Annotated in this window: 21 protein-coding genes and 6 pseudogenes; 17 read left to right on the forward strand and 10 right to left on the reverse strand. The window is 70.6% G+C overall.

Translation table 11 applies throughout. The annotated features are described in order from the left end of the window. Positions 1–149: 149 nt before the first annotated feature. Positions 150–1785: pseudogene (locus ACZ7G3_RS35225) on the reverse strand (FAD-dependent oxidoreductase). A gap of 23 nt (positions 1786–1808) precedes the next feature. Then, on the reverse strand, positions 1809–2237 hold the full coding sequence (locus ACZ7G3_RS35230) for a DoxX family protein (RefSeq protein WP_426599131.1): 429 nt from the start codon (positions 2235–2237) through the stop codon (positions 1809–1811). A gap of 280 nt (positions 2238–2517) precedes the next feature. On the opposite strand from ACZ7G3_RS35230, the gene ACZ7G3_RS35235 reads away from it, so the two are divergent. Continuing rightward, positions 2518–3018 (forward strand): SMI1/KNR4 family protein, encoded by a 501-nt coding sequence (locus ACZ7G3_RS35235; protein WP_470930733.1) that lies wholly within the window; start codon positions 2518–2520, stop codon positions 3016–3018. Positions 3019–3119: 101 nt separating this feature from the next. On the opposite strand, the gene ACZ7G3_RS35240 is transcribed toward ACZ7G3_RS35235, so the two are convergent. After that, the gene (locus tag ACZ7G3_RS35240) at positions 3120–3470 is read right to left on the reverse strand and encodes a hypothetical protein (RefSeq protein WP_470930735.1); all 351 of its coding nucleotides are present in this window, start codon (positions 3468–3470) and stop codon (positions 3120–3122) included. Between the two features lie 305 nt (positions 3471–3775). Between ACZ7G3_RS35240 and ACZ7G3_RS35245 the strand changes: the two genes are divergently transcribed. Next, positions 3776–4099 carry a hypothetical protein gene (locus ACZ7G3_RS35245; protein WP_470930737.1) on the forward strand — a complete coding sequence of 108 codons (324 nt, stop codon included), beginning with the start codon at positions 3776–3778 and terminating at the stop codon, positions 4097–4099. A 67-nt stretch (positions 4100–4166) separates the two neighbouring features. Then, on the forward strand, positions 4167–4754 hold the full coding sequence (locus tag ACZ7G3_RS35250) for a hypothetical protein (RefSeq protein WP_470930739.1): 588 nt from the start codon (positions 4167–4169) through the stop codon (positions 4752–4754). 156 nt (positions 4755–4910) lie between these two features. Here the strand turns inward: ACZ7G3_RS35250 and ACZ7G3_RS35255 are convergent, their stop codons facing one another. Further along, positions 4911–5372: a MarR family winged helix-turn-helix transcriptional regulator gene (locus ACZ7G3_RS35255; RefSeq protein ID WP_426599135.1), complete on the reverse strand. Its 462-nt coding sequence runs from the start codon at positions 5370–5372 to the stop codon at positions 4911–4913. Between the two features lie 117 nt (positions 5373–5489). On the opposite strand from ACZ7G3_RS35255, the gene ACZ7G3_RS35260 reads away from it, so the two are divergent. Then, entirely contained in the window at positions 5490–6395 is a 906-nt protein-coding gene (locus ACZ7G3_RS35260) for an NADP-dependent oxidoreductase (RefSeq protein ID WP_470930763.1), read from the forward strand. A gap of 452 nt (positions 6396–6847) precedes the next feature. On the opposite strand, the gene ACZ7G3_RS35265 is transcribed toward ACZ7G3_RS35260, so the two are convergent. Beyond that, a complete protein-coding gene (locus tag ACZ7G3_RS35265; RefSeq protein WP_470930741.1) occupies positions 6848–10102 on the reverse strand; it encodes a glycosyl hydrolase 115 family protein in 3255 nt (1084 codons plus the stop codon). A gap of 107 nt (positions 10103–10209) precedes the next feature. Continuing rightward, positions 10210–11448, reverse strand: coding sequence for an SGNH/GDSL hydrolase family protein (locus ACZ7G3_RS35270; protein ID WP_470930765.1), 1239 nt, complete (start codon positions 11446–11448; stop codon positions 10210–10212). Positions 11449–12415: 967 nt separating this feature from the next. Here ACZ7G3_RS35270 and ACZ7G3_RS35275 point away from each other — a divergent pair. From ACZ7G3_RS35275 to ACZ7G3_RS35295, 5 genes and pseudogenes are all read left to right on the forward strand, one after another. Next, the gene (locus tag ACZ7G3_RS35275) at positions 12416–13093 is read left to right on the forward strand and encodes an N-acetylmuramoyl-L-alanine amidase (RefSeq protein ID WP_470930743.1); all 678 of its coding nucleotides are present in this window, start codon (positions 12416–12418) and stop codon (positions 13091–13093) included. A gap of 455 nt (positions 13094–13548) precedes the next feature. Then, positions 13549–13998 (forward strand): DUF6228 family protein, encoded by a 450-nt coding sequence (locus ACZ7G3_RS35280; RefSeq protein ID WP_470930767.1) that lies wholly within the window; start codon positions 13549–13551, stop codon positions 13996–13998. A gap of 121 nt (positions 13999–14119) precedes the next feature. Further along, positions 14120–14272: pseudogene (locus ACZ7G3_RS35285) on the forward strand (ATP-binding protein); the annotation flags it as partial. A 104-nt stretch (positions 14273–14376) separates the two neighbouring features. After that, positions 14377–14632, forward strand: a pseudogene (locus ACZ7G3_RS35290) (helix-turn-helix domain-containing protein); the annotation flags it as partial. A 277-nt stretch (positions 14633–14909) separates the two neighbouring features. Continuing rightward, a complete protein-coding gene (locus tag ACZ7G3_RS35295) occupies positions 14910–15275 on the forward strand; it encodes a nuclear transport factor 2 family protein (protein WP_470930745.1) in 366 nt (121 codons plus the stop codon). 44 nt (positions 15276–15319) lie between these two features. On the opposite strand, the pseudogene ACZ7G3_RS35300 reads toward ACZ7G3_RS35295, so the two are convergent. Then, positions 15320–15567, reverse strand: a pseudogene (locus tag ACZ7G3_RS35300) (hypothetical protein); the annotation flags it as partial. Positions 15568–15878: 311 nt separating this feature from the next. Between ACZ7G3_RS35300 and ACZ7G3_RS35305 the strand changes: the two are divergent. The 5 genes from ACZ7G3_RS35305 to ACZ7G3_RS35325 are packed head-to-tail and all read left to right on the forward strand — an operon-like array spanning position 15879 to position 21252. Further along, on the forward strand, positions 15879–16445 hold the full coding sequence (locus tag ACZ7G3_RS35305) for a DM13 domain-containing protein (RefSeq protein ID WP_470930747.1): 567 nt from the start codon (positions 15879–15881) through the stop codon (positions 16443–16445). Between the two features lie 4 nt (positions 16446–16449). Further along, a complete protein-coding gene (locus ACZ7G3_RS35310; RefSeq protein ID WP_470930749.1) occupies positions 16450–17199 on the forward strand; it encodes a response regulator transcription factor in 750 nt (249 codons plus the stop codon). Next, on the forward strand, positions 17196–18437 hold the full coding sequence (locus tag ACZ7G3_RS35315; protein WP_470930751.1) for a sensor histidine kinase: 1242 nt from the start codon (positions 17196–17198) through the stop codon (positions 18435–18437). Before ACZ7G3_RS35310 ends, ACZ7G3_RS35315 begins: the two co-directional genes overlap by 4 nt. A gap of 29 nt (positions 18438–18466) precedes the next feature. After that, a complete protein-coding gene (locus tag ACZ7G3_RS35320) occupies positions 18467–19096 on the forward strand; it encodes a TetR family transcriptional regulator (protein WP_470930753.1) in 630 nt (209 codons plus the stop codon). Positions 19097–19149: 53 nt separating this feature from the next. Then, positions 19150–21252, forward strand: a complete 2103-nt coding sequence (locus ACZ7G3_RS35325; protein WP_470930755.1) for a HelD family protein — start codon at positions 19150–19152, stop codon at positions 21250–21252. A gap of 54 nt (positions 21253–21306) precedes the next feature. Here the strand turns inward: ACZ7G3_RS35325 and ACZ7G3_RS35330 are convergent. Continuing rightward, positions 21307–21425 (reverse strand): annotated as a pseudogene (locus ACZ7G3_RS35330) (CGNR zinc finger domain-containing protein); the annotation flags it as partial. Positions 21426–21846: 421 nt separating this feature from the next. On the opposite strand from ACZ7G3_RS35330, the gene ACZ7G3_RS35335 reads away from it, so the two are divergent. After that, positions 21847–23550 (forward strand): amidohydrolase, encoded by a 1704-nt coding sequence (locus ACZ7G3_RS35335; protein WP_470930757.1) that lies wholly within the window; start codon positions 21847–21849, stop codon positions 23548–23550. A 31-nt stretch (positions 23551–23581) separates the two neighbouring features. After that, a complete protein-coding gene (locus tag ACZ7G3_RS35340) occupies positions 23582–24370 on the forward strand; it encodes a helix-turn-helix transcriptional regulator (RefSeq protein WP_470930759.1) in 789 nt (262 codons plus the stop codon). Positions 24371–24931: 561 nt separating this feature from the next. Here ACZ7G3_RS35340 and ACZ7G3_RS35345 read toward each other — a convergent pair. Together ACZ7G3_RS35345 and ACZ7G3_RS35350 are read right to left on the reverse strand one after the other, a co-directional pair. Continuing rightward, positions 24932–25129 carry a hypothetical protein gene (locus ACZ7G3_RS35345; protein ID WP_426603602.1) on the reverse strand — a complete coding sequence of 66 codons (198 nt, stop codon included), beginning with the start codon at positions 25127–25129 and terminating at the stop codon, positions 24932–24934. A 355-nt stretch (positions 25130–25484) separates the two neighbouring features. Beyond that, a complete protein-coding gene (locus ACZ7G3_RS35350; RefSeq protein ID WP_470930761.1) occupies positions 25485–25754 on the reverse strand; it encodes a hypothetical protein in 270 nt (89 codons plus the stop codon). Between the two features lie 198 nt (positions 25755–25952). On the opposite strand from ACZ7G3_RS35350, the pseudogene ACZ7G3_RS35355 reads away from it, so the two are divergent. Further along, positions 25953–26980 (forward strand): annotated as a pseudogene (locus ACZ7G3_RS35355) (ATP/GTP-binding protein); the annotation flags it as partial.

Below are 26980 nucleotides of genomic sequence, written 5' to 3' on the forward strand. Positions count from 1 at the left end.
GTCACGTAAAGCAAAGCGGGGAGTACCTTGTGTGGGTTTTTTTCACGCGGACAACCCTCCAACGCTGGGGGCAGCCGGGTTCCGCCCACCCTTCTCCCCGCCCCCCCGCGTTTCGGGTAAGGGGACGGGCGGGGCATGACTCGATCCGCTCAGGGAGTCGAGCCCCCATCAGGCCCGGAGCGGTTCAGTGGTGATCTGCTCTCCGCCGCGGTGGTGCCGGCGATCCAGCCCCAGGTGAGGGCGGAGCCGATGGTCGCGCCCGGGGAGATGATGCCGGGGCCGATCACGGCGGCCATGGCGTTTCCCGCCGCGTGCAGGCCCGGTACGGGCGTGCCGTTCCAGCGCAGGACCCGGGCACGCGCGTCGGTGAGAGGACCGCCTTTGGTGCCGACCGAGCCGGCCAGGACCGGCACGGCGCACAGCGGCGGTTCGATGACCGTGCCGAGATTCGGGTGGGGCGCGGCAGGGTCCCCGCCTTCGCGGTCGTAGACCGTGGCACCTCTGCCGTAGTCGGGGTCGAGGCCCTGCGCGGCGAACGTGTTGAAGCGCCGCAGCGTCGATGCCTGTGCGTTCGGCGAGTTCGGCCGGGGTAACCGCCTGGACGGCGTGCGGGGGCAGCGGCTGTCCGGGGCGGGCGCCGGCGAAGGGGTAGCGGGCGCGGTACTGGGCGTCGGCAATGGCCCAGGCCGGCACGTTGCGGGGGTGTCCGGTGTTGGGGTCGGTCTCGGCGAAGGCGAGGGCGGCATTGTGGCTGGACTCGTTGACGAAGCGACGGCCGGCGGAGTTGACCCAGATGACGTGCGGAAGCATGCGCTCGGCGATCACCAGTTCCGGCCGGGGCGTCCCGTCCGGCCAGGCGGCACCGGGGTGTTGGATGACCGGCCATGACCAGCACTCACCCGTGTGGGCGAGTGCCGCGCCCGCCTCGGCCGCCAGCCTCAGGGCGTCGCCGCGGCCGACGGGAGGCGTGACGGGGTGGGCGTAAGAACCGTCCAGCAGATTCTCGCGCAGGCCGGCGTCGTGTTCGAAGCCGCCGCAGGCCAGTACCACGGCCCGTGCCGGGAAGGCGCGCCGGCCCTCCACCCGGACCCCTGTGACCGTCACCCTGCCCTGCTCACCGGTCGTGGTGAGAGCGGTGACCTGGTGCCGGTTGAGCAGGCGGACGCCGGCGGAACGGCAGGCATGGAGCAAACCGGCCACCAGTCCCTGGCCCAAGGTCGCCCGTCCGGCCGTGGCGCGCTCCTCGATCAGGTCGGCAGGGGGTGATCCGCCGGTCACCAGGTGGAGCCGGGTGATCTCCTCGTTGGTGAAGACCGGTGAGAAGAAAGGGGGTGGCCAGAAGAGGTCCGCCGGATCACCCAGGTCACCCAGACCGACCGGGGCGACTTCGATGTTGCGGCCGCGCGGTCGCCAGCCGGGCGCTTCGGTGAAGGTGTCGGCCAGGGTGGTAGGCGTGAAGCGGATCGGTGAGTGCTCCTCCACGAACCGGACCATCCGGGGTGCGGCGTGCACGAACGCGGTGACGAGACTCCGGTCGCGCCCTCGAGTGCGGTCGCACACATAGGCCAGGGCCTCCTCGGGGGCGTCGGTGACCCCCACCTCGGGCATGTGGTGGTTGCCCGGCGCCCACACCTGGCCCGCCGAGACAGCGGTGGCGCCGCCCCACCGGTCGCTGCCCTCCAGCACCACCACCGAAGCGCCCGCCACCGCGGCGGTCAGCGCCGCACACAGCCCGGCCGCGCCAGAGCCCACGATCGCGACGTCATATGTATCGCCTCGACTCACTTCGCCTTCCCCTGCCGGGCCAGTCAGATCAACGTCAGCGCCAACGCGCCGATGTAGACGAGCTGGTAAACGGTGCGCATGACGATGGGGTCCCCTTGACTGGTGCCGCGCTTGGCGGCGGAGACGTTGGCCGGATACTGGACGATGAGGAGCAGAATCAGGCAGACCGCCGCCCACAGCGCCGTGGCCGGGATCAGCAGGCCGACCGCCCCGACGATCTGCAGGACGCCGGTGAGCGTCACCAGCAGATCGGGCCGTGGCAGAACCGGTGGCACCATGTCGACGATTTCCGCCCGCAGGCGGTGGTGGAAGTGCGCGAAGCCGGTGAACAGGAACATCACCGCCAGCCCGACCCGCAACGAGGGCAGCCAGGCGTCGAGCACGTCCACTCCCGCCACACCGGCCAGCCGCGCCAGGCCGAAGCCGACGAGCAGAGCGATCAGGGGTTCCAACCGGACCTCCGGACATGCGGGCGACTCTGCGCTCGGTCCTCACGACCGGCCTGCTCCCCAGTGAAACAACCGCGCCCGGAGGAACCCTCCCCGCCACGCGCCCATGACGCCCGACAGAGCGACGGTCCCCCCAATGGACGACGACCGACGCGTGTGTCAGGCGGCCGGCGACGAGGACCGACGGCCCGGAAGGAGGATCGCCGAGGTGAGCCCAGAAGCCGCCAATAGTTGATCTCTGGTGGGGAGGCAACCGCGGGGCGTGGCTCCTACGATGCTGCTCGTGACACGCTTTGAGGATCTGCAGCGTTCCCTCTGGGACACCAGCAGTGAGTACGCAGTGCAGCCGGCCCTGACCGACCAGGTGGTTGCGGAGGCCCAGCGGCTGCTGAACGTCGCGCTCCCCAATTCCCTGCTCGACCTGCTGCGCCACCGAAACGGGGGCCAGGTCGCGGCCGGCCGCAATGCCTTCCCCACGAGCCGGCCGACCTCTTGGAGCGCCGACCACGTCCCGTTCGACAGCGTGATGGGCATCGGCCGTCGCGAGGGAGCGATGTCCCTGCTCGACAGCCCGTACCTGGTCGAGGAATGGGGGCTGCCCGCCGCGGTGGTTCTGGTCTCGGGTGACGGTCCGTGCTGGATCGGGCTCGACTACCGGGCCTGCGGCCGACACGGGGAACCGCCCGTCACCTGGTTCGAGGCGGACCTCGACACGGAACTGGTCCTCGCCCCGGACTTCCGTTCGTTCGTCGAAGGCCTCACCGCTGCCCGTGACTTCGAGTGAGAGCCGGGGGCAAGAGACACCCGGCTGAGCGCGCTCCCGCACACGAGACCGTGCCTCGCCCCCGCCCCCCGTCCCCCCGTGTCATCCCTGCCACTGACCGGTCACGGCGGGCGGGGCGAACGTTGTCTGCCAGGGGTGTCTGCCAAGCCCCGGGCCGCGAACTGCTGCCGAAGAACGTCGAAGGCACCCGCGCCAAGCTGAAACGCCTGGTCAAGCTCGATCGACATTCTCACCGAGGTCGACACCGGCAGCTTTACGAGAAAGTCATGGCCGGACACCTGTGGCCAGCACTCCCTGGCCACAATCTCGTGGGCGTACTGGCCCTCCGGGCCGATGTCCTGGACTACCTCCTGGGCTTCTCGGACCCGACCCGTCTCGCACATCAGTCGAACAAGGACGTACAGGGCGCCACGGTCACCGTCTTCGGCGCGGTCACGCAGCGCCGCCTCCATGTGCTGCCTGCCACCCGGCACCAGGCTCTACGGCCGCAGGCCTTGTGCCAGCGGCGGCAGGTCGCGCCGTTGGACGTGCTCGCTGACAGCTGTCGGCCCGTCAGTCTGTGGCGTTATTCTGAGAGTTGTCCTCGTCACCGTTACGTGGCCATGCCGTGGCGGGGCGCGGGTCTGCACACCTGGGAGGCTGAGCGGACGTGAGGGCACCTTCTCGGCAGGAACCGGTAGAGCCGATGCCGGCGTGGGGGCGAAAGCTGACGGTCCCGTGCCCGCGCTGCACTGTGGCGACGCACCGTCACCGCACCATGGACTTCGACGGTGTCAACATCTACCGGCCCCAGGCCGGTCCCGACCCGGTCCGCGTCCTCGAGGGCGGGGAGCCCGGGGTGGAGCAGGCGTGGATCGCTCTGGTGCCCGGTGACTACCCGGCCAGACTCTTCGCCGACACCGAGGTCTACCATCTCGTTGGTGGCATCGCGTGGCCCGGTCCACATCACCGTGACTACGGCAGTGCGAAAGTCGCGCACGACGCCTGCTGTCCCGGCCTGCACCGCAGCCGTCCCGACACCAGCCGAGGTGCCGGTGAACTGTGGCGGGCGATGCGGCTACACCTGACCCGCAGCCTGTGAAGAGCGCGAGCATGCATGGAGAGAGCGAGCCGGTGCGCCGGCCCGGCCGCTCCCGGAGGAGGCAGCCGTGAATCACGCCCAACTCGTTGCACTGGGCCGGTCCCTGCGCGTCGCGGGGGAGCACGGGCAACGCCTCGACAACGCAGACACCATCCCCCACGTGGAAGAGATACGGCAGGACCTCGAGCGATCGCTGGCCCTGCTGAACGACGCCATCAGTACGCCCAAGCCCACCACACGCTGTCCTGAGCACCCCACGGGCCCGGTCGATCCCGACGCCTTCGACGGGTGCCTGCTGTGTGAGACCCGTCGGCGGGCCGGCCTGCGCACTCCCAGGCCACGCTCAGGAGACAGCCCTGCGCCTGCGTCCGGGGACGAGGCGGCGCCCCTCAGGGTGCAGAGCCAGTACGGCATCCGTTCCGATCAGCCCGAGCCGAGGAAACGCTGGATCCCGGAGATGTGGAACGGGCAGGCCTGGCAGATGTGCGGGACGCCCCGCCAGAGCGAGCAGGAAGCCCACCACTACCTCGAAGAACTGCGCCACAGCCCGGACGCGGCCTCCGCCTACCGCCTGGTGTACGCATACACCGACCACCAGGTGCTCCGCGTCTGGGGGCAGCCGCTCACCTCTCCGCCTCCGTCGGCCGGCCTGTGACATCCGCCGATCCCCGGATGCCGGAGGACGCCTTGGCGTCGCGGATCGCCCTGGCCCACGGCCGGGAAGACGCACGCGCCGCCGTCCCGGGCTCCACGAGCTCGCCCAGGTGGGCGGGGCCGTCGGTACCCACGGCGGCGGAGCCCATTGACTGACTCAGCCTGCGCGGGGATCGAGGGACTGTGCGATGCGCGCAGCGATCCCGCCGAGTTGTCTGGCCTGTTCCTCGGTGAGCCGGCCGAAGAGGTGCTCGCGCAGGGCCGCGTAGTAGCCGGGCGCCGCCTGGGCGTACTTCAGCGACCCCGCCTCCGTCAGCGATGCGACCGTGACGCGGGCGTCCGAGGGGTCCTGCTCGCGCACGAGCCAGCCCTGTCGCTCCAGCCGGGACGCGATACGGGACAGGTGTGACGGGGTGACCCGGGACAGCTCGGCGAGTGAACTCATGGTGTGCGTGCGGCCCCGGTGCTGCGTCAGGCACCACAGGATCAGGAATTCGTGATGGCTCAGTCCCTGCTGCTTGAGCCGTCCGTCCAGCGCTGCCGGAAGCCAGAGGAGCACCGACAGCAGCGACTCCCACGTCTCCGCCTCGGCCGGGACAAGCTCGTGATTCGCTTCCACACGCGCGATCGTAGCGCGAAAACACTTTCCATGGTAAGTGACTCTCAGGTACTTGCCGCGGAAAGCTTTACACTCTAAGTTAGTTTCCGAAGCAAGCAATGTCGACCGAGGAGTATGATGCGTGCTGCCCGCTACCACGACTACGGCCCCGCCGACGTACTCGTCATCGAGGACGTCCCGGAGCCGCACGCCGGTCCCGGTGAGATCCGTATCCAGGTCACCGCGGCCAGCGTCAACCCGGTCGACTGGAAGCTGCGCTCGGGGGAAGTCCGCGCGCACTTCCCGGTCGACTTCCCGGCGATCCCCGGTCGCGACGCCGCCGGTGTGGTGGACGAGGTCGGCGAAGGCGTCACCGGCGTCACCGTCGGTGACCGGGTATTCGGCCTCGGCGGCATATTCGGAGCGACCGCGCAGTACGCCACCCTGACCGCCTGGGCCCCGGTGCCGGAACCGTGGACGCTGGAACAGGCCGCCGGGGCCGGGCTGGCCGTCGCCACCGCGGGCCGGGGGCTCAACGCGCTCGGCGACCTGTCCGGCCGCACGCTGTTGATCGAAGGAGCAGCCGGTGGAGTGGGCAGCGCCGCCGTCGCCATGGCGGTGGCCCGCGGAGCCACCGTCATCGGCACGTCGAGCACGGGCAAGCACGCCTATCTGTGCACGCTGGGGGCCCTGCCCACCACCTACGGCCGAGGGCTGGCCGATCGAGTCCGCGAACTCGCCCCAGCGGGAGTGGACGCCGCGCTCGACATGGCCGCCTCCGGCTCGCTCCCCGACCTCGTCGCCATCACCGGCGACGCGGACCGCGTCGTGACGGTCGCCGACGCGGCACGCGCGGGCCAACTCGGAGTACGGCACCTCTACGCGGAGAACGACGCCACGGTGCTCGCGGAGGGTGCAGCACTGGGCAGCCGGGGCAGGTTCACGCCCCACCTCGCCGCAACCTACTCGCTGGACGAGATCGCCGAAGCGCACCGGGATGCCGAACGCGGCCACACCCAGGGGAAGATCGTCATCACCCTGTAGCGGCAACCGCAGCCCGGGCGCAGTCCGTGAACCCATGACGGCATGGCGGAGTTCGCCACCGCCCACGCGACTGCGGCCGAGGAAGGCGGACGGGCGGGCGGGTGGGGCGTGTACGGGCGGTCCGGAGGCAAGGAGAGAATGAGGCCATGGTGATGTGTAGGAAGTGCGGTGCGCAGAAGCGCCGTTGGCCTCGTTCCTGTTCCCGGTGCTCTTCCCGGTCGGACCGGGGGGATGCGGCCGCGGACGCTGCCGAGCTGGCCGTGGAGACAGGGCTGCTCGGGTGGATCGGGCGAGGAGTCATGAGCGTGGTGCGGCTGGTACTGCGCGTGGTGGACTGACCGCTCCGCGCTGACGTGCTCCGCCACCGAGCGCCTTGCTGCCGCTCGTCCGCGTCGCCCGGGAGGCTGGCTGTGAGGTCGCCTGCCTGCCCGGGCTGGGCGAGCCGGCGGACGTCAGGCCGTCCGCGTCGGCCTCGCCGTGCGATCGGCCCGGTGGCTTTCCGGGGGGCCCAGATAGCTCGGCTCCAGGCCGCCTGTGTCGATCACGAGTCTCTGGACGATCACCGTCGGGTCGACCATCCAGAGTTTCAGGGTGTGGGTGCCGGGGCCGGAGAGGGGGTGCTCGGTGACGGTCAGGTTGGTGTTGTCCGAGGTGTTCCGTTCCCACTGCTTGTTCATCGAGGTGTCGTCGGCGCCCGTCACCCGGGTGACGTTCACCGTCCGGGGCGTCGCGTCGTCGAACGACACCGCGTACCGCTGGCCCTCCGTCGGCAGCACGTTGTTGCGCGGTGACAGGTACACCAGCACCCGCACCGTTCCCGGGTCCGTCGTCAGTGTCACCTCGTACTCCAGTCGCGGGCTGTTTCCGCCCGGGGTGCGGCTCGGTGCCGTCACCGGCCACGGCGTCATGCCGGACCCCGTCCGCCCGATGTCCGGGAGTTCCCGCCAGGTCACCCCACCGGTCTGCACCGTCCGGGTGGCGTGTGCCGCCTCCATCGCGATGTATCCCGACGCCTCCACGAACCCCCGGCGCCCTTCGCGCACCCCGAGCCGCGGGTTCTCCGCCCGCGCCGTCACCCGTACCGTGGTGCCGCCCGGCCCGTGCACCGTCAGCGGCACCTCGGTGGTGCCGTGCGGCGCCCGGAGCCAGTCCACCCGTACCGTCGCGCGTACCTGGTCCGTCACCCGGCCCCGCGCGGGCTCGACCGTCAGCCAGGGCACCGGTGACTCGATCCGGTACGCGAACGCCTCCCGCCCGCGGTTGAACACCTCGACGTAAGGGTCGGGCGCGGTCCGGTACGGGCTCAGCGCGGGCAGCACCGCGGGTGTGTCCGAGGCGGGCCACCACGCGTCCGAGCCGTCGATCCCGACGCCCATCTCCGCCCCCGCCGGCACCTCGACGCGCTTGACCGCCGGGAACACCTCGTCGGGCAGCGCCACATGGTTCGGTGTCTGCGGCTGCTGCCAGGGCGCGTCCGGACCGTACCGCGCGACATCCCCGTAACCGATCTTCGGCTGGGTCTGGAAGCCCTTCCACTTCCCCCCGGCCAACTCGTTGTTGTAGTGGTCCGACAGCGCCCGGTCGTCGGCGAAACGCGCGGCGGTGGTGTCCGCCAGGGCGTTCGTCCCCGCCCGGCCCTGTGCCGCGTAATGGAGGTTGGTGAACTCCGCCTCGCGCAGCGCGTACAGGTTCGCCGTCGCCTTGACCTGGTAGAGCACGATCTGGAAGAACGCGTCCCGCCGCTCGGCCGGGAGCCGCGCCCCGATCCGCTCGGCGCGCGCCGCCAGTTGCCGCCACTCGCCGGTGACGCGCTCCAACTCCCGGTAGTGATTGAGGTGGTACGGGCTCTGCCGGTCGTCGTAGACCACCGCCGAGGAGTCGGTGGCCGGCTCCTTCGCCGGGTCCAGGGTGATCCGGCGGTTCAGCAGTTCGGGCTTGCGGCGGGCCTGGAGCACACCGTACGCGTGCAGCACGTCGGCGATCGCGGCGGCGTACCGGGGGCCGAAGTTCTCCTCCGCATACTCCCGTTCCCACTCCGGGAGGCGTTCCAGCGGCCAGCGGTCAGGGTCCCAGGCGTAGTCCAGGAAGAACTGAAGGGGCAGCTCGTGGTTCTTCATGTCGCCGACGTTGACCACCCACAGCCGGTCCACGCCGTACGTGGAGGCGAGGTGGAGTTGTTCCCAGGTGGAGACGAGGTTGACGGTGTCGACCCACTTGTAGTTGCGGCCGCCGCCGACGTAGTCGAAGTGGTAGTAGATCCCGTAGCCGCCCGCGCGCGGCTCCATCGACCGGTCCGGGAGCTTGCGCAGGTTGCCCCAGTTGTCGTCGCAGAAGATCACCGTGACGTCCTCGGGCGGGCGCAGGCCCTCGGCCCAGTACCGCTGGACTTCCTTGTAGAGCGTCTGCACCTGCGGGATCTCGGTGAGCCGGTCGGCCCCGGCCTCCTCGGCGAGGATGCGGCGCTGGGCAGCGAGGATGGACTCCATCAGCTCGATGCCGTCGCCGTCGGGCAGGCTGACGTCACCGTTGCCGCGCATGCCGAGGGTGACGACGCCCTCGAAGCCCTGCTCCACCATGCGGCGGACACCGTCGCGCCAGTACGCCTCGATGGCGGCGCGGTTGCGGCGGTAACTCCACTCGCCGGTGCCGCCGTACGGGTCATGCCCAGGGACGGTGATGTCGCCGGCGGCGTCGCGCTGCGCGGCGACGGCGTGGCGGTTCCACTCCTCGATGCCCCGCATCATCGGCGCCTCGTGGGAAGTCCCCATGACAACGCCGTAGCGTTTGGCGGTCGCGTGGTTCTCCGGATCGTCCTCGGCGAAGGCCCGGCCCCACACGGCGGGCCACAGGTAGTTGGCCTTCAGCCGCAGCATGACCTCGAAGACCTTCTCCCAGAACTTGCTGTTGAAGCCGTTCGGGTACCCGGGCGCCAGGCCGGGGCCGAAGTACGCCGGGGCCCAGGTCCCGAGTGCCGGGTTCTCGTCATTGATGAAGAAGCCGCGGTACTTCACCGCCGGGGTGCCCTGCGTGTGGCGGCCCGGCAGCACGTACAGCTCGTCGTGGCGGTGCGGCGGCACATCGTCCCAGAAGTGCCAGGGCGACACTCCGATCTGCCGCGACACCTCGTACGCCCCGAAGATCGTTCCGCGCTGGTCGCTGCCCGCGACGACGAGGGCGCGCCGCACACCCGGCAGCGGGTCGCGCACGACCTGCTGGAGGGACGTCTCCCACTTCCCCGCGACACCGGACACGTCGAGCTTCCCGGCTTCTACCAGGCCGTCGATCAGCGGACTGCGGCCCAGCGTGCCCACCAGCACGATGTCGCGGGCCCCTGCCTTCCGCAGGTCGTGCGTGACGGCGGGCTCGGTGCCGGTCACCCGGCCGATGTCCGTGCGCAGATCCCCGACGACCCGCACCACGCCCGGGTGATCGCCTTCGTCGGCCACGAGTGGCGCTGCCCGGCCGCCTGCCACCAGCGGAAAGGCGTTCTTGACGGGGACGAAGGACACGAACCGGCGATACGGGCCGGACTCGGACCCCGGTCTCCCGGCGGCGGCACCCGACCCGAACGGCGAGGCCGGGACGGCGGCCGTCGCGGAGGAGGGGACGGCACCGGCGGCCATCGCGGTGGCCACGGCCGCCGCCAGCACCGTACGCCGGCGGAGGGACGGGGAAGCGGGGGTGCCGCCTTCGGAAGACCTGCTCATGAACTCGACCTCCGGAACGGAAGGAACGGGGGCGGGGGTGGGCGGGTGGGGTGGGGCGGGGCGGAGGTGTGGGGGGAGCGCGCGCGACGCGTCGCCTGTCCGCGCGGCTATCGGAACAGTCGGACGGGCACCGCGTCGGCCAGTGCCCGGTAGCCGTACGGGTTCAGATGCAGGTGGTCGCCCACGTCGGCGGCGGGCAGCAGCCGTTCCGGAGCGTCGGGCGCCCGCACCGCCGCGTCGAAGTCGATCACCGCGTCGAAGCGGCCGCTGTCACGGATCCACGCGTTCACCGTCCGCCGGGACTCCTCCCGCAGACCCGCCGTGTCGTCGTACAGCTCGTTGCCGCCGAACGGCAGCAGGGTCGCCCCGTACACCTTGATGCCCTGGGCGTGCGCGCGGACGACGATCTGCTCGTACGCGGCGATCAGCCGCGCCGCGACGTCCTTCTGCGCGGTGGGCGTGGCCGGCGCCGTGCCGATGTCGTTGATCCCCTCGAAGACGACGAGCCACTTCACACCGCTCTGGGCCAGTACGTCGCGGTCGAGGCGGGCGAGCAGGTTCGGGCCGAGACCGTCGTCCAGTACGCGGTTGCCGCCCGCCGCCTGGTTGAGGACGGCGGTGTCCACCGTGCCGCCGGGCCGCGACAGCAGACGGTCGAAGAACTGGTCGGGCCACCGGTCGTTCCCGTTGGTGGTCGAACCCCGCCCGTCGGTCAGTGAGTCACCGACGACCGCGACCGCGTCCGCACGCGCCGGCGCCCACGTCTCGACCCCGCTGAGGAAGTACCAGTGGTCGGTGGGCGTCGCCCCGGGCAGGTCCACGGCGTCGACGTGCCGGCCGGCCAGTAGGTGGGACGTGGTCCTCGACCCGGGATGCGAGGTGATGTCGAGGGACGCCTGCCCCTCGGCCAGATACATCGTCACCGTCAGGTTGCTCCCCGCTGCCACGCGGAACGGCAGGGGATCGGACACCGCCTGCGCGCCCACCGGCACGATCGTCGACCCGGCGCCCTGGAAGGTGACCGGGTGGGCGGAGCCGGGCTCGATCCCGGCGACCCCGGCCCGGCCGCCGTCCGGGCGTGCCACCGACACCGAGGTGAGCGGCAGCGGAGCGCCGCCGAAGGCGTTGGAGAAGCGCAGCCGGATCCGCTCCCCGCCGACCGTGACCCGCACCGTCTGGCGCAGGGTGCTGTCCACGAGGACGGCCTTCTCCTGGGTGAACGGCGCCGGTGGCATGTTGCCGGGCTCCGTCAACTGCGGCATCGCCGCCCAGGTGTTCACCCAGTGCCGCCCTGGCGATGCCGCGCCCGGCAGGCTCGACGCGCCGCCCGTGGAGGTGGCGGTCATCAGCGCGACCACGAGTACTCCCACGGAGGCGAGGGTGCTGATCCATGACGTTCTTCGCACGGTGGTGCCGTCCCTTCATGGCGCCGACCGTCAGCGGGGCAGCTCCGTGAACCGCACAGCCGGGCACGACGACGAGGCATTCCGAAAAGGCGCGTTCACGCGTGGCTCTCATGAAGCGACGACGACGTTAGGCAGCCGACTTCCGACACGTCAAGGAGTCCGGAACCGAAACATTCCGAAAGCCTGATGGCTCTTGGACCCGCTGCGTGCGCGGGTATTGACCCCGTGGTCGACGGGCCATTAAGTTCCGGCGGAGTCCTCCGTTTCGGAGCCAACGTCGAAACTTTCGCCTTTGCCTGTCCGGGGAGAACAACGGAGTCGACGCCGGTCGGGGGTGCACCTCGCGTCCCACAGTCGTGTGGTGGCGACGGAGGTGTCGGCGAGGTGGTGCCCCACCGGTCCACGTCGGGGCTCGCCGCGCAGGCCGAAGACGCTGTACCCACATCTGGTCGCCGCGAAGAGCGGGGCCGGGCACCGCCCGGACGGCGGCTCACGCCCCGGCGTCCTTGCCCTGAACGAAAGGGCCGCGGGTGCGCTCGGCCGGGTGCCGGTCGTCCGCACAGGAGGGGCGGCCATGAACCTCCGGGCGAAGCCGCGCCCGCGCAGGCCGGCGACGCTTTTGAACCGGGCTCACGATGGACGGCGCCGTGTTGCGGTGCGGTGCGGACGGTGTGACGGTGATCGAAAAGCCCGCCACGCACCCCGACAGACCGGGCCGGGCCAGGCCGACGGTCACGGGCGAGCAGTCACTCCCCGGTGTGTCTCCGGCACCGGCACGGTGCCGGAGACACACCGGGAGAAGATCGATGAGGTCGGCCTGACGGCGCAGGTACGGGGTGAAGGCCTCACAACGCCAGCCGTCCCCAGTTACGCCACCGCGGAACGAAACACCTCAGCAGGAGACCACGTGACTCACGAGAACGAACCCAACGCCGAGGCCGAAGGCGGCCCGGAAAACGACCCGTCCCTCCCCGACGCCGCAGCCGCTCCTGTCCACGCCACGGCCGAGGAGTCCGATGCCCCGCCATGGTCTCAGGACGAGGAGAAGAGACCGACCGCACGGATCCTCGTGGTGCAGATGGGTCATTGCTTCCGTACATCGGGCGCCACCGGCACACCAGGGGAACAGGCGTTTGTGAAAGCGGTGGCCGATGCCTGTGCCGAGGAACTCGGAAAGCCCGGTCCACCGGGCCGGGAGCTTTGGCACCTGCGGGTCATCAAGGCCGACGAGCCCTTGGAGAAGTACGCCGGCGACGCGTTCGTCGCCTTCCACTGTGACGGCTCGACCCATCAGAACGCGCGGGGGGCGAGCGTCGGCTACCGCAACGCCGCAGGGCAGTCTCTCGCTCAGGCATGGAAACACGCCTACGAACAGCACGGCTGGTCGGGCGGGTTTCGGGACGACAATTACACCGAGAACCTGAAAAAGTACTACGGCACCCGAAAAGCCGTCGAGGCCGGTAACCAGCGGGCGTTCATCGCCGAGTGCGGGTTCCTCACCAACCGGGACGACAAGGCTCTGCTGACCGGCCCGGGCGGCGTCAACCGCGTGGTACACGCACTGTTCGACGCGCTCGGTATCTGAATCCCGGTGCACCTCAGCTGGAACGAGGGCGGCCGGTGCGATACGAGGGGCGCCGGCACACCGAGTTCGGGCCGCGGTGTTGGCGTCGGCCGCCAGGGTGTTCGGGGATGCCTTCCGTCTCTGCGCCGGTGGTGGCCATGGTCCGGCGGGCGACTACCAGTGGCGGCCCGCGTTCTCCGTGACCGGAGCGCAGCCACTGGTCGGAGCCGGCACTCAAGGTCGATGGCAGCACAAGCGCGCGGAGGCCGGTTGAACTTCCACATCGACTTCGACCGCCGACAGGTCACCTGCCCCCGAGGCCAGGTCAGTCAGGGCCGGCACGCCCTGGTGGCTTCACAGCTCCTAACGGGACGACCGCGTCGAAGCTGCGTTCGTCTTCCTCCGAAGACCGATGTCAGGCAGGAGGGACAAACTCCTGGTCACAGGGAATCCCGTACCCGTAGCCTGCACACGTGATGGAGGAAGACGAGACCAACCCGGTTGTCCGCGTCGGAGGTGACCGGTATCGAGCGATCAGCCTGCGCTTCCACCAGTTGACACGTTCCTTCCCGGAAGAGCGTGATGACCCGATGCGCGACTTCCTCGTGACAGCTCGAGGTGAGTCCGCGCGGATCGAGGTCATGGTGAGGACCTGGGAAGGTGACGGCCTTGACGTCTTCCTTGCCGAACTGGCAGAAGAGTTCCGAGGATGGAACGGCACCAAGGCCTGGCGCTCTCTTGACGACGGCTTGACGCTGGCTGCCGAGCACGCAGGATCACACGTCCGGTTGACGTGGGGGCTGCACGACCGTCTCCCCGACGACGAGTGGCGTTTCGAGATGACGACGATCCATGCTCCTGGAGAAGACATGCGCAGTCTTGCCATCGAGATGCGTACCTTCTTGGAGTCGGACCCGTTGCAGTGAGCGGAGGCAGCTCGTCAGTCGCCTATGGTCAGCACAAGGCGCCAAGTTGTCGATGGGTGATCAGGCAATAGACGAGCCTGAGGAACGCTTCGTGGATGTCGGCCCACCGTTCCCGGCGGAGCTCGCCACCTGCGAATGGGGCAAGAAGGGCGAGCCGCTCTGCCTGATCGGGGACTCCGGACCTGACAAGTGCCACCTGCTGATCGGCCTGGGCACCGCCGCGGCCATGTCCGGCCACCGCGTCCGCTATGCCCTGGCCGCGAGGCTTGTCAACTCTCGGCGACGCCTGAATTCTGGCCCTCTGACGGCGGATCAAAAGTGACCCTCTCGGTGGTCTTCGCCTGAACCTGATCTTGATCGGAAGGTCAGGAGGGAAGGGTGATCCGCGTGGAGGACTGGGCAGAGATCCGCAGGCTGCACCGGGCCGAGCAGATGCCGATCCGGGCGATCGCCCGGCATCTGGGCATCTCGAAGAACACGGTGAAGCGTGCACTGGCGAGTGACCGGACGCCGAAGTACGAGCGGCCGGCCAACGGCTCGGTGGTCGACGCGGTCGAGGTGCAGATCCGTGAGCTGCTCAGGGAGACCCCGACGATGCCCGCCACCGTGATCGCCGAGCGGATCGGATGGGAGCGAGGGATGACGGTCCTCAAGGAGCATGGCCGTCTTCTCGGGCATGACCTGCCGCCGGCGCCTGGCGTCCTGGAACGAGGCCGGCGTCCGGGACCGGCTGCACGTGCTGCTGCTGGAGAAGCTGCGGTCGAGGCACCAGCTGGACTGGGAGCGGGCGGTGATCGACTCCTCGCACGTGCGGGCTGCCCGACGGGGCCCAAGAGCGGGCCGGGCCCCGTCGACCGCGCACGGCCGGGCAGCCAGTGTGCATCGGCAAGCAGCGTCCGTAGGCTTCACGCATGACGGATGAGAGTGAGCGGGCCGTGCAGGCGGCCGTCGATGGCGAGATGCGGCTTCTCGATCCCGAGGTGCGTGCTTCCCCGGCCCGTGTCCTGGAGCTTCTGGATCCGGAGTTCGCCGAGATCGGGGCTTCTGGGCGCCGGTGGGATGTGGAGTCGGTCCTCACGGTGACGAGCGGCGGCTCGGTGTCCCCGGAGTCGCCGGTCGAGGTCAGCGAAATGTCCGGAGTGGTGCTCGCTCCGGGCATCGTCCATCTGACGTACTTCGCCGACAACCAGGGCCGTCGGGCATGGCGGAGCTCTTTGTGGCGTCTGACGGCAACGGGCTGGCGGATGTACTTCCACCAGGGCACTTTGACCGGTTGAGTGGGTGGCGCCGGGGCACGTCCGTCGGAGTGGTGAGCCGGCGGTCACTCGGTGGTCTCGTTGTGGGGCTGTGCGGTGGGGTCGGTGGGCAGGGTGGTGTTTGTCGGTTACTGACTCGACGGGGTGGAGGCGGGTCTTGGAGAGGAGTTCGCGGTCCGTGCAACGGGGGGCCTCGGCACACTCGTCGTTCTGTTCGGTCAGGACCGCGCCGGTCGGGCGGGTCACGGGTCACGGTGGTGTGGTCGGGGAAGACGCCGGCCACGTCGGTGTGGCGGTGAATCTCCTTGTTCACCGACGGAGTCCACGTCCAGACCCACGAGACCGCCACGGCACCCAGGCCCCGGTACGGAAGCAGCTCACCCCGGCCTGACCTGAAAGAGCGCTCACCTGGCTCGGTTCCGTGTGGGGCATCGGCGCACGGACGTACCCTGCGGAACCACCTCGATCCTTGCGAAACCCGAGGTCCGTGAAGCCGGGAGCCCTATTACGAGAGTCTGACGGGGGAGCTCCGTCAGTACGTGGCGGGCCGAGGGCGGCTTGGGTGGACGCATGATGGGACCGGCCGGCCGCGGCCGGTCCACTCGTTGCCTTCCGGAGGTCTTGGTGTCTCGTTCGTCCCGCCGTACCGTCCTGCCCGTCCTGCTCGTCCTGACGGTCGTCGCCGGTGTCGGGCTCTTCTATTTCCAGCCGTGGAAGGCGTTCACGGACACCACCGTGGACGAGGCGCTGCCCGGCGTCTCCGCCTCTGCGCCGAGCGGTGAACCGGCGGTGAAGGACACGGCCGGCATGAACGGTGGGGAGCCGCCGGCGAGGGACACGGGCCCGGTGGACCTTGCCGAAGGCCGCTTCGTGTCCCATGAGCACGACACCAGCGGCACTGCCCGCACGGTCCGGCTCGCGGACGGCAGCCAGGTGCTGCGGATCGAGGACCTCAAGTCCTCGCAGGGGCCGGACGTGCGGGTCTACCTCTCGACCCGGGACCCCGCCGCGGTGGAAGGGGGGCTCGGGGACGGGGACGTCGCGCTCGGGAAGCTCAAGGGCAACCTGGGAAACCAGAACTACGCCGTCCCGGCCGGCACTGACCTGTCCCGGTTCCGGAGTGCCGTCATCTGGTGCGAGCGGTTCGCGGTCTCCTTCGGTGCTGCCGGTCTTGCTCCGGTCAAGGGCTGACTCCATGACTGACCGCCCTGCTCCTGCTCCTGCCCGCCGAGTCCTGGTCGTCGAGGACGATCCGACGGTCGCCGAGGTCGTCACCGGTTACCTCGCCCGCGCCGGCTATCAAGTCGAGCACGCCCATGACGGCCTTGCCGCCCTGGAGGCCTTCGCGGCCCTGCGACCGCAGTTGGTCGTCCTCGACCTGATGCTGCCCGGCCTGGACGGCCTGGAGGTGTGCCGCAGACTGCGTGCCTGCCAGGGACCTCCGGTACCGGTGGTGATGCTGACAGCGCGCGGTGCGGAGGCGGACCGGATCCTGGGGCTGGAGCTGGGTGCGGACGACTACATGACCAAGCCGTTCAGCCCCCGCGAACTGGTGCTGCGCGTGACCTCGGTACTGCGCCGCGCCGAGGCCCCGCCGCCCTCTGCCACCTCGGCCGCGCTGCGGGCCGGTGACATCGTAGCCAGCCCGGGCGCACGGCGAGCGCAACGTGGTGGACGTGAACTGCCCCTGACCGCCCGCGAGTTCGACCTGCTGGCCTTTCTGCTGCGCAATCCGGGGCGCGTCTTCTCCCGGGAGGAGCTGCTGCGGCATGTATGGGGGTGGGAGTTCGGCGACGTGTCGACCGTGACCGTGCATGTCCGACGGCTGCGCGAGAAGATCGAGGACGATCCAGCCGCGCCGAAGCTCATCAGCACGGTGTGGAGCGCCGGATACCGCTTCGACCCGCCCGAGGGCGATGCCGACCGCAAGGACCTCCAGCCGTGATCGATATGTTGATCATCGTCGCCCTGGCCGCTCTGGGCGCTCTGTTCGCCGGGCTGCTCGCGGCTCCCGTCGTCACCTGGCTGCGGGGCCGCTCCGTCGTCCTGGCGATGTTCGCGGTCGCCGCGCTCGCCGTCGTCGCGATGGCGGCCGGCACGGTCGCGGTGGCGCTGGAGATGTTCCTGTCGGGCCACGACTTCCACGTGGTCCTCATCGTGGTCGCCGTCTCGGGGACGTTCTCCCTCGGAGCCGCACTGCTCTTCGGGCGCCGGATCGCCGCGGGCAGCCGTGAACTGGCGATGGCTGTGACCACCGTCGGCGGCGAGCCCGGCTTCCTGGCCCCGGCAGACCCGCCCACCAGCGAGCTCGCAGCACTCGCCGCCGCCCTGGAGACGGCCGGAACCCGGCTGCGGGCCGCGCAGGACCGCGAGAGGTCGCTGGACACCTCACGAAGGGAACTGATCGCCTGGATCTCACACGACCTGCGCACCCCGCTCGCCGGGCTGCGCGCCATGGCGGAAGCGCTGGAGGACGGCGTGGCCCCCGATCCCGGCCGCTTCCACACACGCATCCGCATCGAGGCCGACCGGCTCTCCGGCATGGTCGATGACCTCTTCGAGCTCTCCCGCATCCAGGCACGCTCCCTGGAACTGGTCCTGACGCGGGTGTCGGTCTACGACCTGGTGGACGACGCCCTCGCCTCAGCCCGGCCGCTGGCCGACGAACGCAGGGTTCGCCTGGTGGACGGCGGAGTCGCGGCGCTCCCGGTCCGGGCCGACACCCAGGCGATCACGCGGGTGCTCGGCAACCTCCTGGTCAACGCCATCCGGGCGACACCGGCCGACGGAACCGTCGCGGTGAGCGCACACCTGAAGGACGACCAGGTGGTGCTCGGCGTCGAGGACGGCTGTGGCGGTATCGCGGAGCAGGACCTGCCGCACGTCTTCGACACAGGCTGGCGCGGCGGCCAGGCCCGTACACCGCCCAGTCGGACGATCAACGATCCCGGGACGACTGCCGAGCACGCGACCTGCCGCACGACGACCGCCACCGCTGTGGGGCAGCGGCACGGAGACAGCGGGGCGGGTCTCGGACTCGCCATCGTCCGCGGCATCGTCGAGGCCCACACCGGCCACGCCTCGGTCCGCAACACCGCGGTGGGCTGCCGCTTCGAGGTCACCCTCCCCGCGGACGGGGCAGGCCGGCCCGTGCCCGGCGCGGGAACGGCCGGTAGTCCCTGAGCGGGTGATCGCTGCGTACGCTTCCTGGTATGGGTGACGTGGGCGGGCTGCGCGAGCGCAAGAAACGGCAGATGTATCGACGGCTGTCGGATACGGCCATCGGTCTCTTCCTGCAGAAGGGCTTTGACCAGGTGACTGTCGCTGATGTCGCGGCGGCCGTCGACATCTCCAAGCCGACGCTCTTCCGGTACTTCCCGGCCAAGGAGGACCTGGTTCTGCACCGGCTGGCCGACCACGAGGGGGAGGCCGGCAGGGTGGTCGCACAACGCCCGGCCGGGTCCTCCGCGCTGGAGGCGGTGCGATGTCACTTCCTGGACGGGCTCGCCCGGCGGGATCCGGTGACCGGCCTGAACGATGACGCCGAGGTGCTTGCCTTCCACCGGCTGCTGTACGGGACGCCGTCACTGGTGGCGCGCCTGCACGTTCACACGGAACGCGACGAGGCCGCTCTTGCCGACGCTCTCGGCGACGAAACCGGCGGTGGCGTGCAGGCGCGTCTGGCTGCCGGGCAGATCGTCGCCGTCCGGCGCGTCCTCGCGCAGGAGAACTGGCGCCACATCACCGCGGGCCGTAGCGCGGACGCGCTCTACCCCGAGGCCGTGGCAGTCGCCCGGTCGGCCTTCGCGCAACTCGAGGCTGGACTGCCGCACCTAGCCTGACCCGTAAGGGAAACCAGGTTAAAAATGTTACTCGGTTGCATTATTCTCGGGGGATGTCACGCTCCGACTCCGTACTCAGTGATGCCCTGACCCGGGAACGTGCCCACCACGACGCGTGCCGAGCTGCGCTGAAGGCCATGGTCGACGGCGCGCAGGAGCAGGTGGTGGTCGGCCAGGACACGTCCGCGTCCGGCGCCGACGCGGAAGTGCTCGGTTACCTGTTGCGCAGCCGGGCCAGGGAACTTCGGGAACTGCCCGAGGGCCCGCTGTTCTTCGGGCGCCTCGACTTCGCCCGCGACCCCCAGGCCGCCGGTGACCACGCCGGTCAGCAGTACCACATCGGGCGTGTGCGCGTCGCGCACGATCCGTCCGCCCCACCGCTGGTGGTCGACTGGCGCGCACCCGTGGCACGCGCCTTCTACCAGGCGAGCGCCCGCAACCCTCAAGGCGTCGCCGTCCGGCGCCGCTTCGGCTGGTCACCTGCCGGCCGCGGCGACTCGGCCGACCTCACCGGCCTGGAGGACGAGCACCTCGGTGAGGGCGAGGCGCGGGAAAGCAGCATCGTCGCCGACGAGATCGAACGCCCCCGCATCGGCCCCATGCGCGACATCGCCGCCACCATCCAGCCCGAGCAGGACGACCTCGTACGTGAGGACCTCACCACGTCCCTCTGTGTCCAGGGCGCCCCTGGCACGGGCAAGACCGCGGTCGGACTGCACCGCGCCGCCTACCTCCTCTACACCTGTCCGCAGCGCATCCAGCGCGGCGGCATGCTGATCCTTGGCCCCAACCGCGCTTTCCTCTCCTATATCTCCGAAGTCCTGCCCGCGCTCGGCGAGTCCGGTGTGAGGCAGTCCACCCTCGACGACGAGATCGCCCGCCACCCGGCCACGGCACGGGACAGCGACGCCACGGCGATCGTCAAGCACGACATCCGCATGGCAGAGGTTCTGCGCCGCGCGCTCTACGCGAGAGTGAGCACAGAGGCGACGCAGCCGCTCGTACTGCCGGATGGTTCCTACCGCTGGCGTGTACCCGCCGACGAACTGGAGAAGATCGTCCGGGACGTGCGTACCGAGGAACTCCCCTACGCCGTGGGGCGCGAACGTGTCCGTACCCGCATCGTCCGCGCCGTTCGACACCAGGCCGAGCGCCGCTGCGGCCCCCGCACCAGCGCCTGGGTGCAGAAGGTCTCCCGGGCACGCCCGGTCACCACCCTGCTCAACACCCTCTGGCCCGCCGTGCAACCCGAGGAAATCCTCGTCGGCCTGCTCACCCGTCCGGCCACGTTGTCCGCCGCTGCCGAAGGCGTCCTGGACGCGGACGAGCAGAAGGCCCTCCTGCGGCCCGAACCCCCGCGCTCCGCCAGGTCGGCCCGCTGGTCGGCGGCCGATCTCGTCCTTCTCGACGAACTCGCCGGCCTGATCGAGCGCCCCGGCGGCTACGGGCATGTCGTGATCGACGAAGCGCAGGACCTGTCCCTCATGCAGTGCCGCGCCGTCGCCCGCCGGTCAGCGTTCGGATCCGTCACCGTCCTCGGGGACCTCGCCCAGGGCACCGCCCCCTGGGCCGCACGCGACTGGCCGCAGTTCCTGACCCACCTGGGGAAGCCGGACGCCGTCATCGTTCCACTCACCACGGGATTCCGCGTCCCTGGCGCCGTCGCCGAACTCGCCAACCGCCTGCTGCACCACCTCGACGCGGACGTACCACCTGCCCGGTCCTTGCGCCGTGACGGAGAGGTGAGCATCGAGACGACTCCCGACACGACCGCCGCGACAGTCGCGGCCGTGAACACAGCGCTGGAGCACGCAGGGTCCATCGGCGTCGTCGCAGCCGACGCCGAAGCGCCGAAGCTCCACCGTGCTCTCGCCGCGGCCGGGGTCCCGGCCTCCGGACCGGAGACTCCTGGAGCCCGACTCACCGTCGTGCCGGCCTCCACTGCCAAGGGACTGGAGTACGACCACGTCGTGGTGGTCGAGCCCTCAGCCATCGTCCAAGCCGAGCCCCGCGGAATGAACCGTCTGTACGTGGCCCTCACCCGAGCGGTCTCCCGGCTCCACATCGTGCACTGCGCACCGCTGCCGCCCGCGATCCAGTCCTTGGAATCGCAGCGCGTCGGACCGCCGGCGTCCCGAACCGAACTGCCGCGGTGAAAGGCCGAGCGTTTCTCGTCGAAGGCTGAGCGATGATGCGTCGGAAGTAGCGCGCTATTTCGCTTCGCTCGACTGCTCGGCGGAGTGGGAGCGTCGATGGGCTGCGACTCCCTCTCGCGGGTCGCGCATCGGCGGGAGCAGTAGCGACGCTCCGGTCCGCTGCCCTGGGTGATGAGATGCCGTGGTCGTCCGCCGGCGCCCTGCGGATCTCCTTCGGGCTCGGGGGAGGCGTGGGTGTCGAGCGGTGTCCGCATCCGCCGGTGGCGGGGTTGTTTGTCGTTGTGCCGGTGGGTGGTGTTGTGCCGGTTCTGGTTCCGTGTGCGGCGGCCGAGCCTGCGCCGGGCCTCCGGCGATCGCGCGTGCTTCGCTGTCACGGCCTGGTTGCCTGCTTCGGTCTTCCACGGTGAACCGTGGTTGGCCCTTGTGCCCTCTCGGGGCCCGGGCGGAAGGCCCTGAGCGGAAGGGGTCGGCCGGCCCGTGCGGGAACGCGTATCGGTGGGATGACCGATGTGCGGGGGAGGGCAGCGCGGTCATAGTCCTCGGGAGAGTGTTCGCGGGCGGCTGTGGGTTGCCCGGTTGTGGAAAGGACCTTCTGTGGACGCGTGTGCGGATCTGGTGTTTCTCGGTGGGCGGGTGGTCACGGTCGACGCGGAGTTCTCCGTCGCCTCGGCCCTGGCGGTGACCGGAGGGGTCATCAGTGCCGTCGGGGAGAGGGACGACGTCGCGCCGCTTGTCGGGCCCGGTACCCGTGTGATCGATCTGCGCGGGGCGACGCTGCTTCCGGGTATCAACGATTCCCACCTGCACGGGTGTGCCTTCGGTATGGCGACGCCGCCGCTCTCTCTCGACGTCGGTCATCCCGCCGTGTCCTCCCTCGCGGACGTGGCCGAGGCCGTACGGGAGGCCGCGGGGCGGGTTCCGGACGGGCAGTGGATCACGGGGCACGGCTGGGACACCGGATACCTCGACGAGTGCGTCCTCGATCCGTCGAGGCTGCCCTCGCGGCGTGACCTCGATGCCGTGAGCCCGGACAGCCCCGTCGTCCTGTACTCCTTCTCCGGGCACGCCACCTGGGTCAACTCCAAGGCGCTGGAGCTCATCGGGATCGACCGGCACACCGTCGCGCCGTCCGGCGGGGCCATCGTCGCGGACGAAACGGGGGAGCCGACCGGGCTGCTCCACGAGGGGGCCCAGGCCCTCGTCCAGAACGCGCTGCCACCGCTCAGCCGGCAGGAACGGACCGACGCGATCCGGTCGGCCCTCGCCACGCTCGCCCGACTCGGCGTGACCAGCTACACCGAGCCCGGGCTCGGCCCCGGCGGTGACGGCATCATGCGGGGCGCGCTCGGCGCGGAGACCCTCGACGTCTACCGCCGGCTGCTGGCCGACGGCGAACTGACCGCTCGCGTCGGCGTGCTGCTCCTGCCCAGCGGAATGGCGAGCACCGCCGAGGAGTTCGCCCGCACCCTCACCGCCCTCGCCGACTCAGGCGACGCCGATCCGCGCCGCCTCGCGATCCACGGGGTCAAGATCTTCGCCGACGGCGTCGTCCCCAACAAGACGGCGTGGATGCACGAGCCGTACGTCGGCGGCGGCTGCGGCTCCCTGTGCGTGGGCGGGGAGACCGACGCCGATCGGGTTCGCGAGATCGACGCCATGATCCGGCATGCCCACGCCGCCGGGTACCAGCTGGGTGTACACGTCACTGGCGACCGGGGTATCGACACCGTCGTGGACGCCTTCGCCGCGGCCATGGCCGAGCACCCGCGGCCCGACGCACGCCACTACGTCATCCACGGCGACTTCCTCACCGCGCACAGCATGAAAGTGCTGGCCGAGCACGGCTTCGGCGTCAACATGAACCCCACCATCAAGTGGACCGTCGCCGACATGGAGGAGGCGTTCGTCGGCGCCGGGCGGGCTGCGTACGCATGGCCCTACCGCGATGCCATCGACGCCGGTGTGCGGGTCGCGAGCGGGTCCGACGCCCCCGTCACGTACCCGGACTGGCGTCAGGGCGTCGCCACCATGGTGCTGCGCGAGTCGAAGGCCGCCGGCCGGGTCAGCGGCCCCGAGCAGCGCATCGGCCTGGCGGAGGCGATCCGTACGTACACGATCGACGCGGCCTGGCAGGACTTCGCCGACGACTGGAAGGGCTCCCTGGAGCCGGGCAAGGCCGCCGACCTCTGCGTGCTCGACGGGGACCTGCTCACCGCCGACCCCCACGACATCCCGGAGATGCCCGTCGTCCTCACCGTCGTGGGCGGGCAGGTCGTGCACGACGCCCTTCGCGATTGACGTAGTCCCGGCACATGATCATCCTTGGAGGATGGCAGCGGAGCGGAGCACGGCAGACATCCTGGACGCGGCCGTCCACGTCCGTGAGGCCGCCAGGAGCGCCACGAACGGCGCGGCCGGCGTTGACAGGGTCCTGGCGGCGCTGTCGGAGGTGATGGAGTACGACCATGCCTCCCTGGCCCGGTGGGATCCGCTGCGCCGCAGCCACGCCACCCTGGCCGGGAGCTACCCGGACGACGCCACGGCCTACATCGAAACCCGCCTGCACCACGACCCGGTGTTCGCCGTGCTCCGCAGCCCGGACCGAGGCGGTCTCTGGCTCGGGGACGTCCCCCGGCAGCTCCTGGCGGCGTCCCCGGGTTTCCAGAAGGTGCTGCGTCCCCTCGGCATCGAGGACGGCGTGGCCCAGTGCCTGTTCGCCGGCGATGGCCGGTACGTCGGCATGCTGAACGTCAGCACCCGCCGGCCCCGGCGCACGCCCGATCCGGCGCGCGCCGTGGTCGTCCTGCTCACCGAGGCCCTCGCCGCGGCCGTCGATGCCCACGCAGGGCCTGCGCCGGACGCCCCCGCCACGGCCGGCCGCGCCGCGGAGACGCGAGGCCTGGATGCGCGGCGGCCCGGCGGACTCTCGCCAAGGGAGCTCCAGGTGCTGGCCGAACTGACCGCCGGCCGCACCAACCGGGAGATCGCCGGGCGGCTGTACATCACGCCGCGCACCGTGGGGACGCACATCGAGCACATCCTCGCCAAGCTCGGCCTCCCCAACCGTGCGGCGGCCGCCGCCTGGGCCGCCGCCTGGGGAGTCGAGCCCTCCCGCTGACACGGGGGCGACGGGCTCTTCGGCGGGGCCGGCGCGGCTGACGCGGTGGCAGGTGCTGGACGGTGTGCCCGGTTCGGGCGGGGTGCGGATCGGGTTCGCCGTGCCGGAGGGGACCGGCACGGTGGCCGCCTTGTTGCCGGCGGCCACCGACGGCTTGGAGTCGGGTCACCTCGAAGCGCCTGCCCGGGGGTGGGGTGGGGGTGGCTGCCGGGCGCCCTCGCGGGCGCTGGCTCGGGCGCCGGCTCGGGCGAGGTGTTCGTGCGGGCGACGGCGGCCGGTGAACTCGAGTCCGTGACAGTCGGCTTGTCCCTTCCGCTGAGTGCGCGGGGTGGGGGCATCTCGCGGATCTGGCGGGCGTTCGCACTCGCGCCGCACCGCTCACAGAGGTCTCTGCCGTCCACCGACCCGCTTTTCACCGACAAGGTGACTGGTGCTCAGTCGTGGCGGGTTGTCGGCGGAGTGGCGCGTTGGTGTGCGGTCGATGACGGTGGAGTCGGTTGGTGCGCGTTTTCGCTGCGGGTGGGGCTCGTGTGCTCGTGGCGCAGCATTCGCACGGCACGGTCAGCTCTCGTAGAGAGCGCGCATGACGTCCCAGAACTGCTGGGGCCGGGTGGCCTCGCAGCTGGAGCATCGGCGCCCTGTGATCCAGCTACGGGCCGGGTGGTCCTGCTGGGCGGAGCGCTGGGTGTGCCCGTACTCGGTCCGGAGTGGTCGGCGGCAGAGCGGGCAGAGGTCGTCGTGAACGAGGTTCGGGTTCATGGGCGGCAGGATGCACACGTCGGTGGCTTACCGTCTCGGGCTGGCCCGGCGGCCCGCCTGGCGGACGCTCCGGTAAAGATCTGGTGATGGCCTCCCGCCCGGCGGGAAGGACCCCGGATCACGCTTTTGTGCAGGTCAGCGCCGGGGTTCCATGGGTCGATGAGCAGCAAAGCGGAGCTCCGCCCGGGTGCCGCCCCAACCAGGCGCTGCGCCGGGCGCTTCCGCAGCACCGTCAGGAGCTGGAGGAGGTCGCGGCGCTCGCGCGACCGCTGATGCCCGCGCGGATGCAGCCGGCCCGCATCGACCGGCCGCACCCGCGCCTATGGCCCCTGCCGGTACGGTGCCTGCCCTCGGGTTACGACTCCTTGAGCTCCTTCAGCCGGGCCGCATAGACAGTGGCGATCCGCTCGGCCTCCTCCGGGTCGGCGGCCGCCAGCTGCGCCTGGTCGGCGAGCGCGGCCTGACGGCTGGCCTTCAGCTCCTCGATCCGCTTTTCGTCGGGCACCGGTGTGCGCAGTTCGGCCGCGATGTGGGTGCTGTACCAGGTCACCACGTCGCGGACGGTGTCTGCCGCGTCCTGCTCTTCGCCGCCGTCCAGGCCGGAGAAGTCGGGGCTGTCGGTCATGTGCTACGGCCTCTTCATGTTGATCCTGGTGGGAAACGGTCATTGTCTCCCTGGCCGGTTCGGGTGGCACAGTGCCGCGACGTGCTGACCGAACGTACGCAGCTCCTTCGCGCCTAACGTCATCCGGGGGATGCTTCCCCAAGGGGCCGCGTACCGGCATAGGTTGGCCAGAGGTGATCACCGAATCGGGGGTTGGACGTGGCAGGTCGGGATCTCAGGGCGCTGTTCAGCACGAACGACCGGCGGCTGGAGGCCGGGGAAGCGTTCACCAACCGCCAACTGCAGTGGGAGCTCGTTGCGGTCGCGCTCACCGGTCACCTGCGACACACCGCCGCCCCGGCCTTCGACGTCGAGGACCTCGAGGCCCCGCGCGACAACGTGCTCGTGTTCCACGGAGTGGGCGGCATCGGCAAGACGACGCTGTCCCGCAAGCTGGAATCCGCGCTCGCCGGCGCCGAACACCGGCCCACGCAGTGGGGCGAACCGACATGGCCAGGCGAGCGGATCCTGCCCGTACGCATCGACCTCGCCCGGTCCGCCGGTACGTCCTTCGAGGACATCGTCCTCACGATCCGCGCTGCGCTCGCCGAACTGGGCCGACCGCTGCCTGCCTTCGACATCGCCCTGCGCCGCTACTGGGAGACCCAGCACCCCGGCGAAAGCCTGGAGGAGTACCTGCGGCGCGGCGGCCTGGGCGCCCGGTTCGGCAAGGCCATGCCCCAGCAGATGCAGTCCGCTCTCGCGGACGTCGCCCAAGCGCTCCTGCTACCGGGCACCATCGGCACAGCGGTCGGTGCGGTGGGCGGCTCCCTCACGGGGGCGCTGCGAGAGCGGCGGCAGACCGTAAGGGCGCTCGCCGGGTGCACGCGCCTGGCGAACTTGCTGGAGGCTGAGCCGGACCTGGAGGCACTGTCGTTCTACCCACACCTGTTGGCCTGGGAGCTCGCTCAGCTCCCGGCGGACCAGCGCGTCATGCCGGTGATCCTGCTGGACACGTTCGAGGACGTCGGTGACCGCACCCACCGTGACCTGGAGCGCCTCATCCAGCGGGTGGTGTGGTTGATGCCGAACTGCTTCTCGTCGTCACCGGCCGTTCCCGCCTGCAGTGGGCCGATCCCCGCGCTCCAAGGGCAGCTCGACTACACCGGCCCGGCCGCCTGGCCGGGCCTGGCGCTTCCCGCAGCTGTTCCGGACACCCGCGCCGCCAGCCCAACCCACGGCCAGGG

This window comes from Streptomyces sp. NPDC037271, assembly GCF_055603605.1.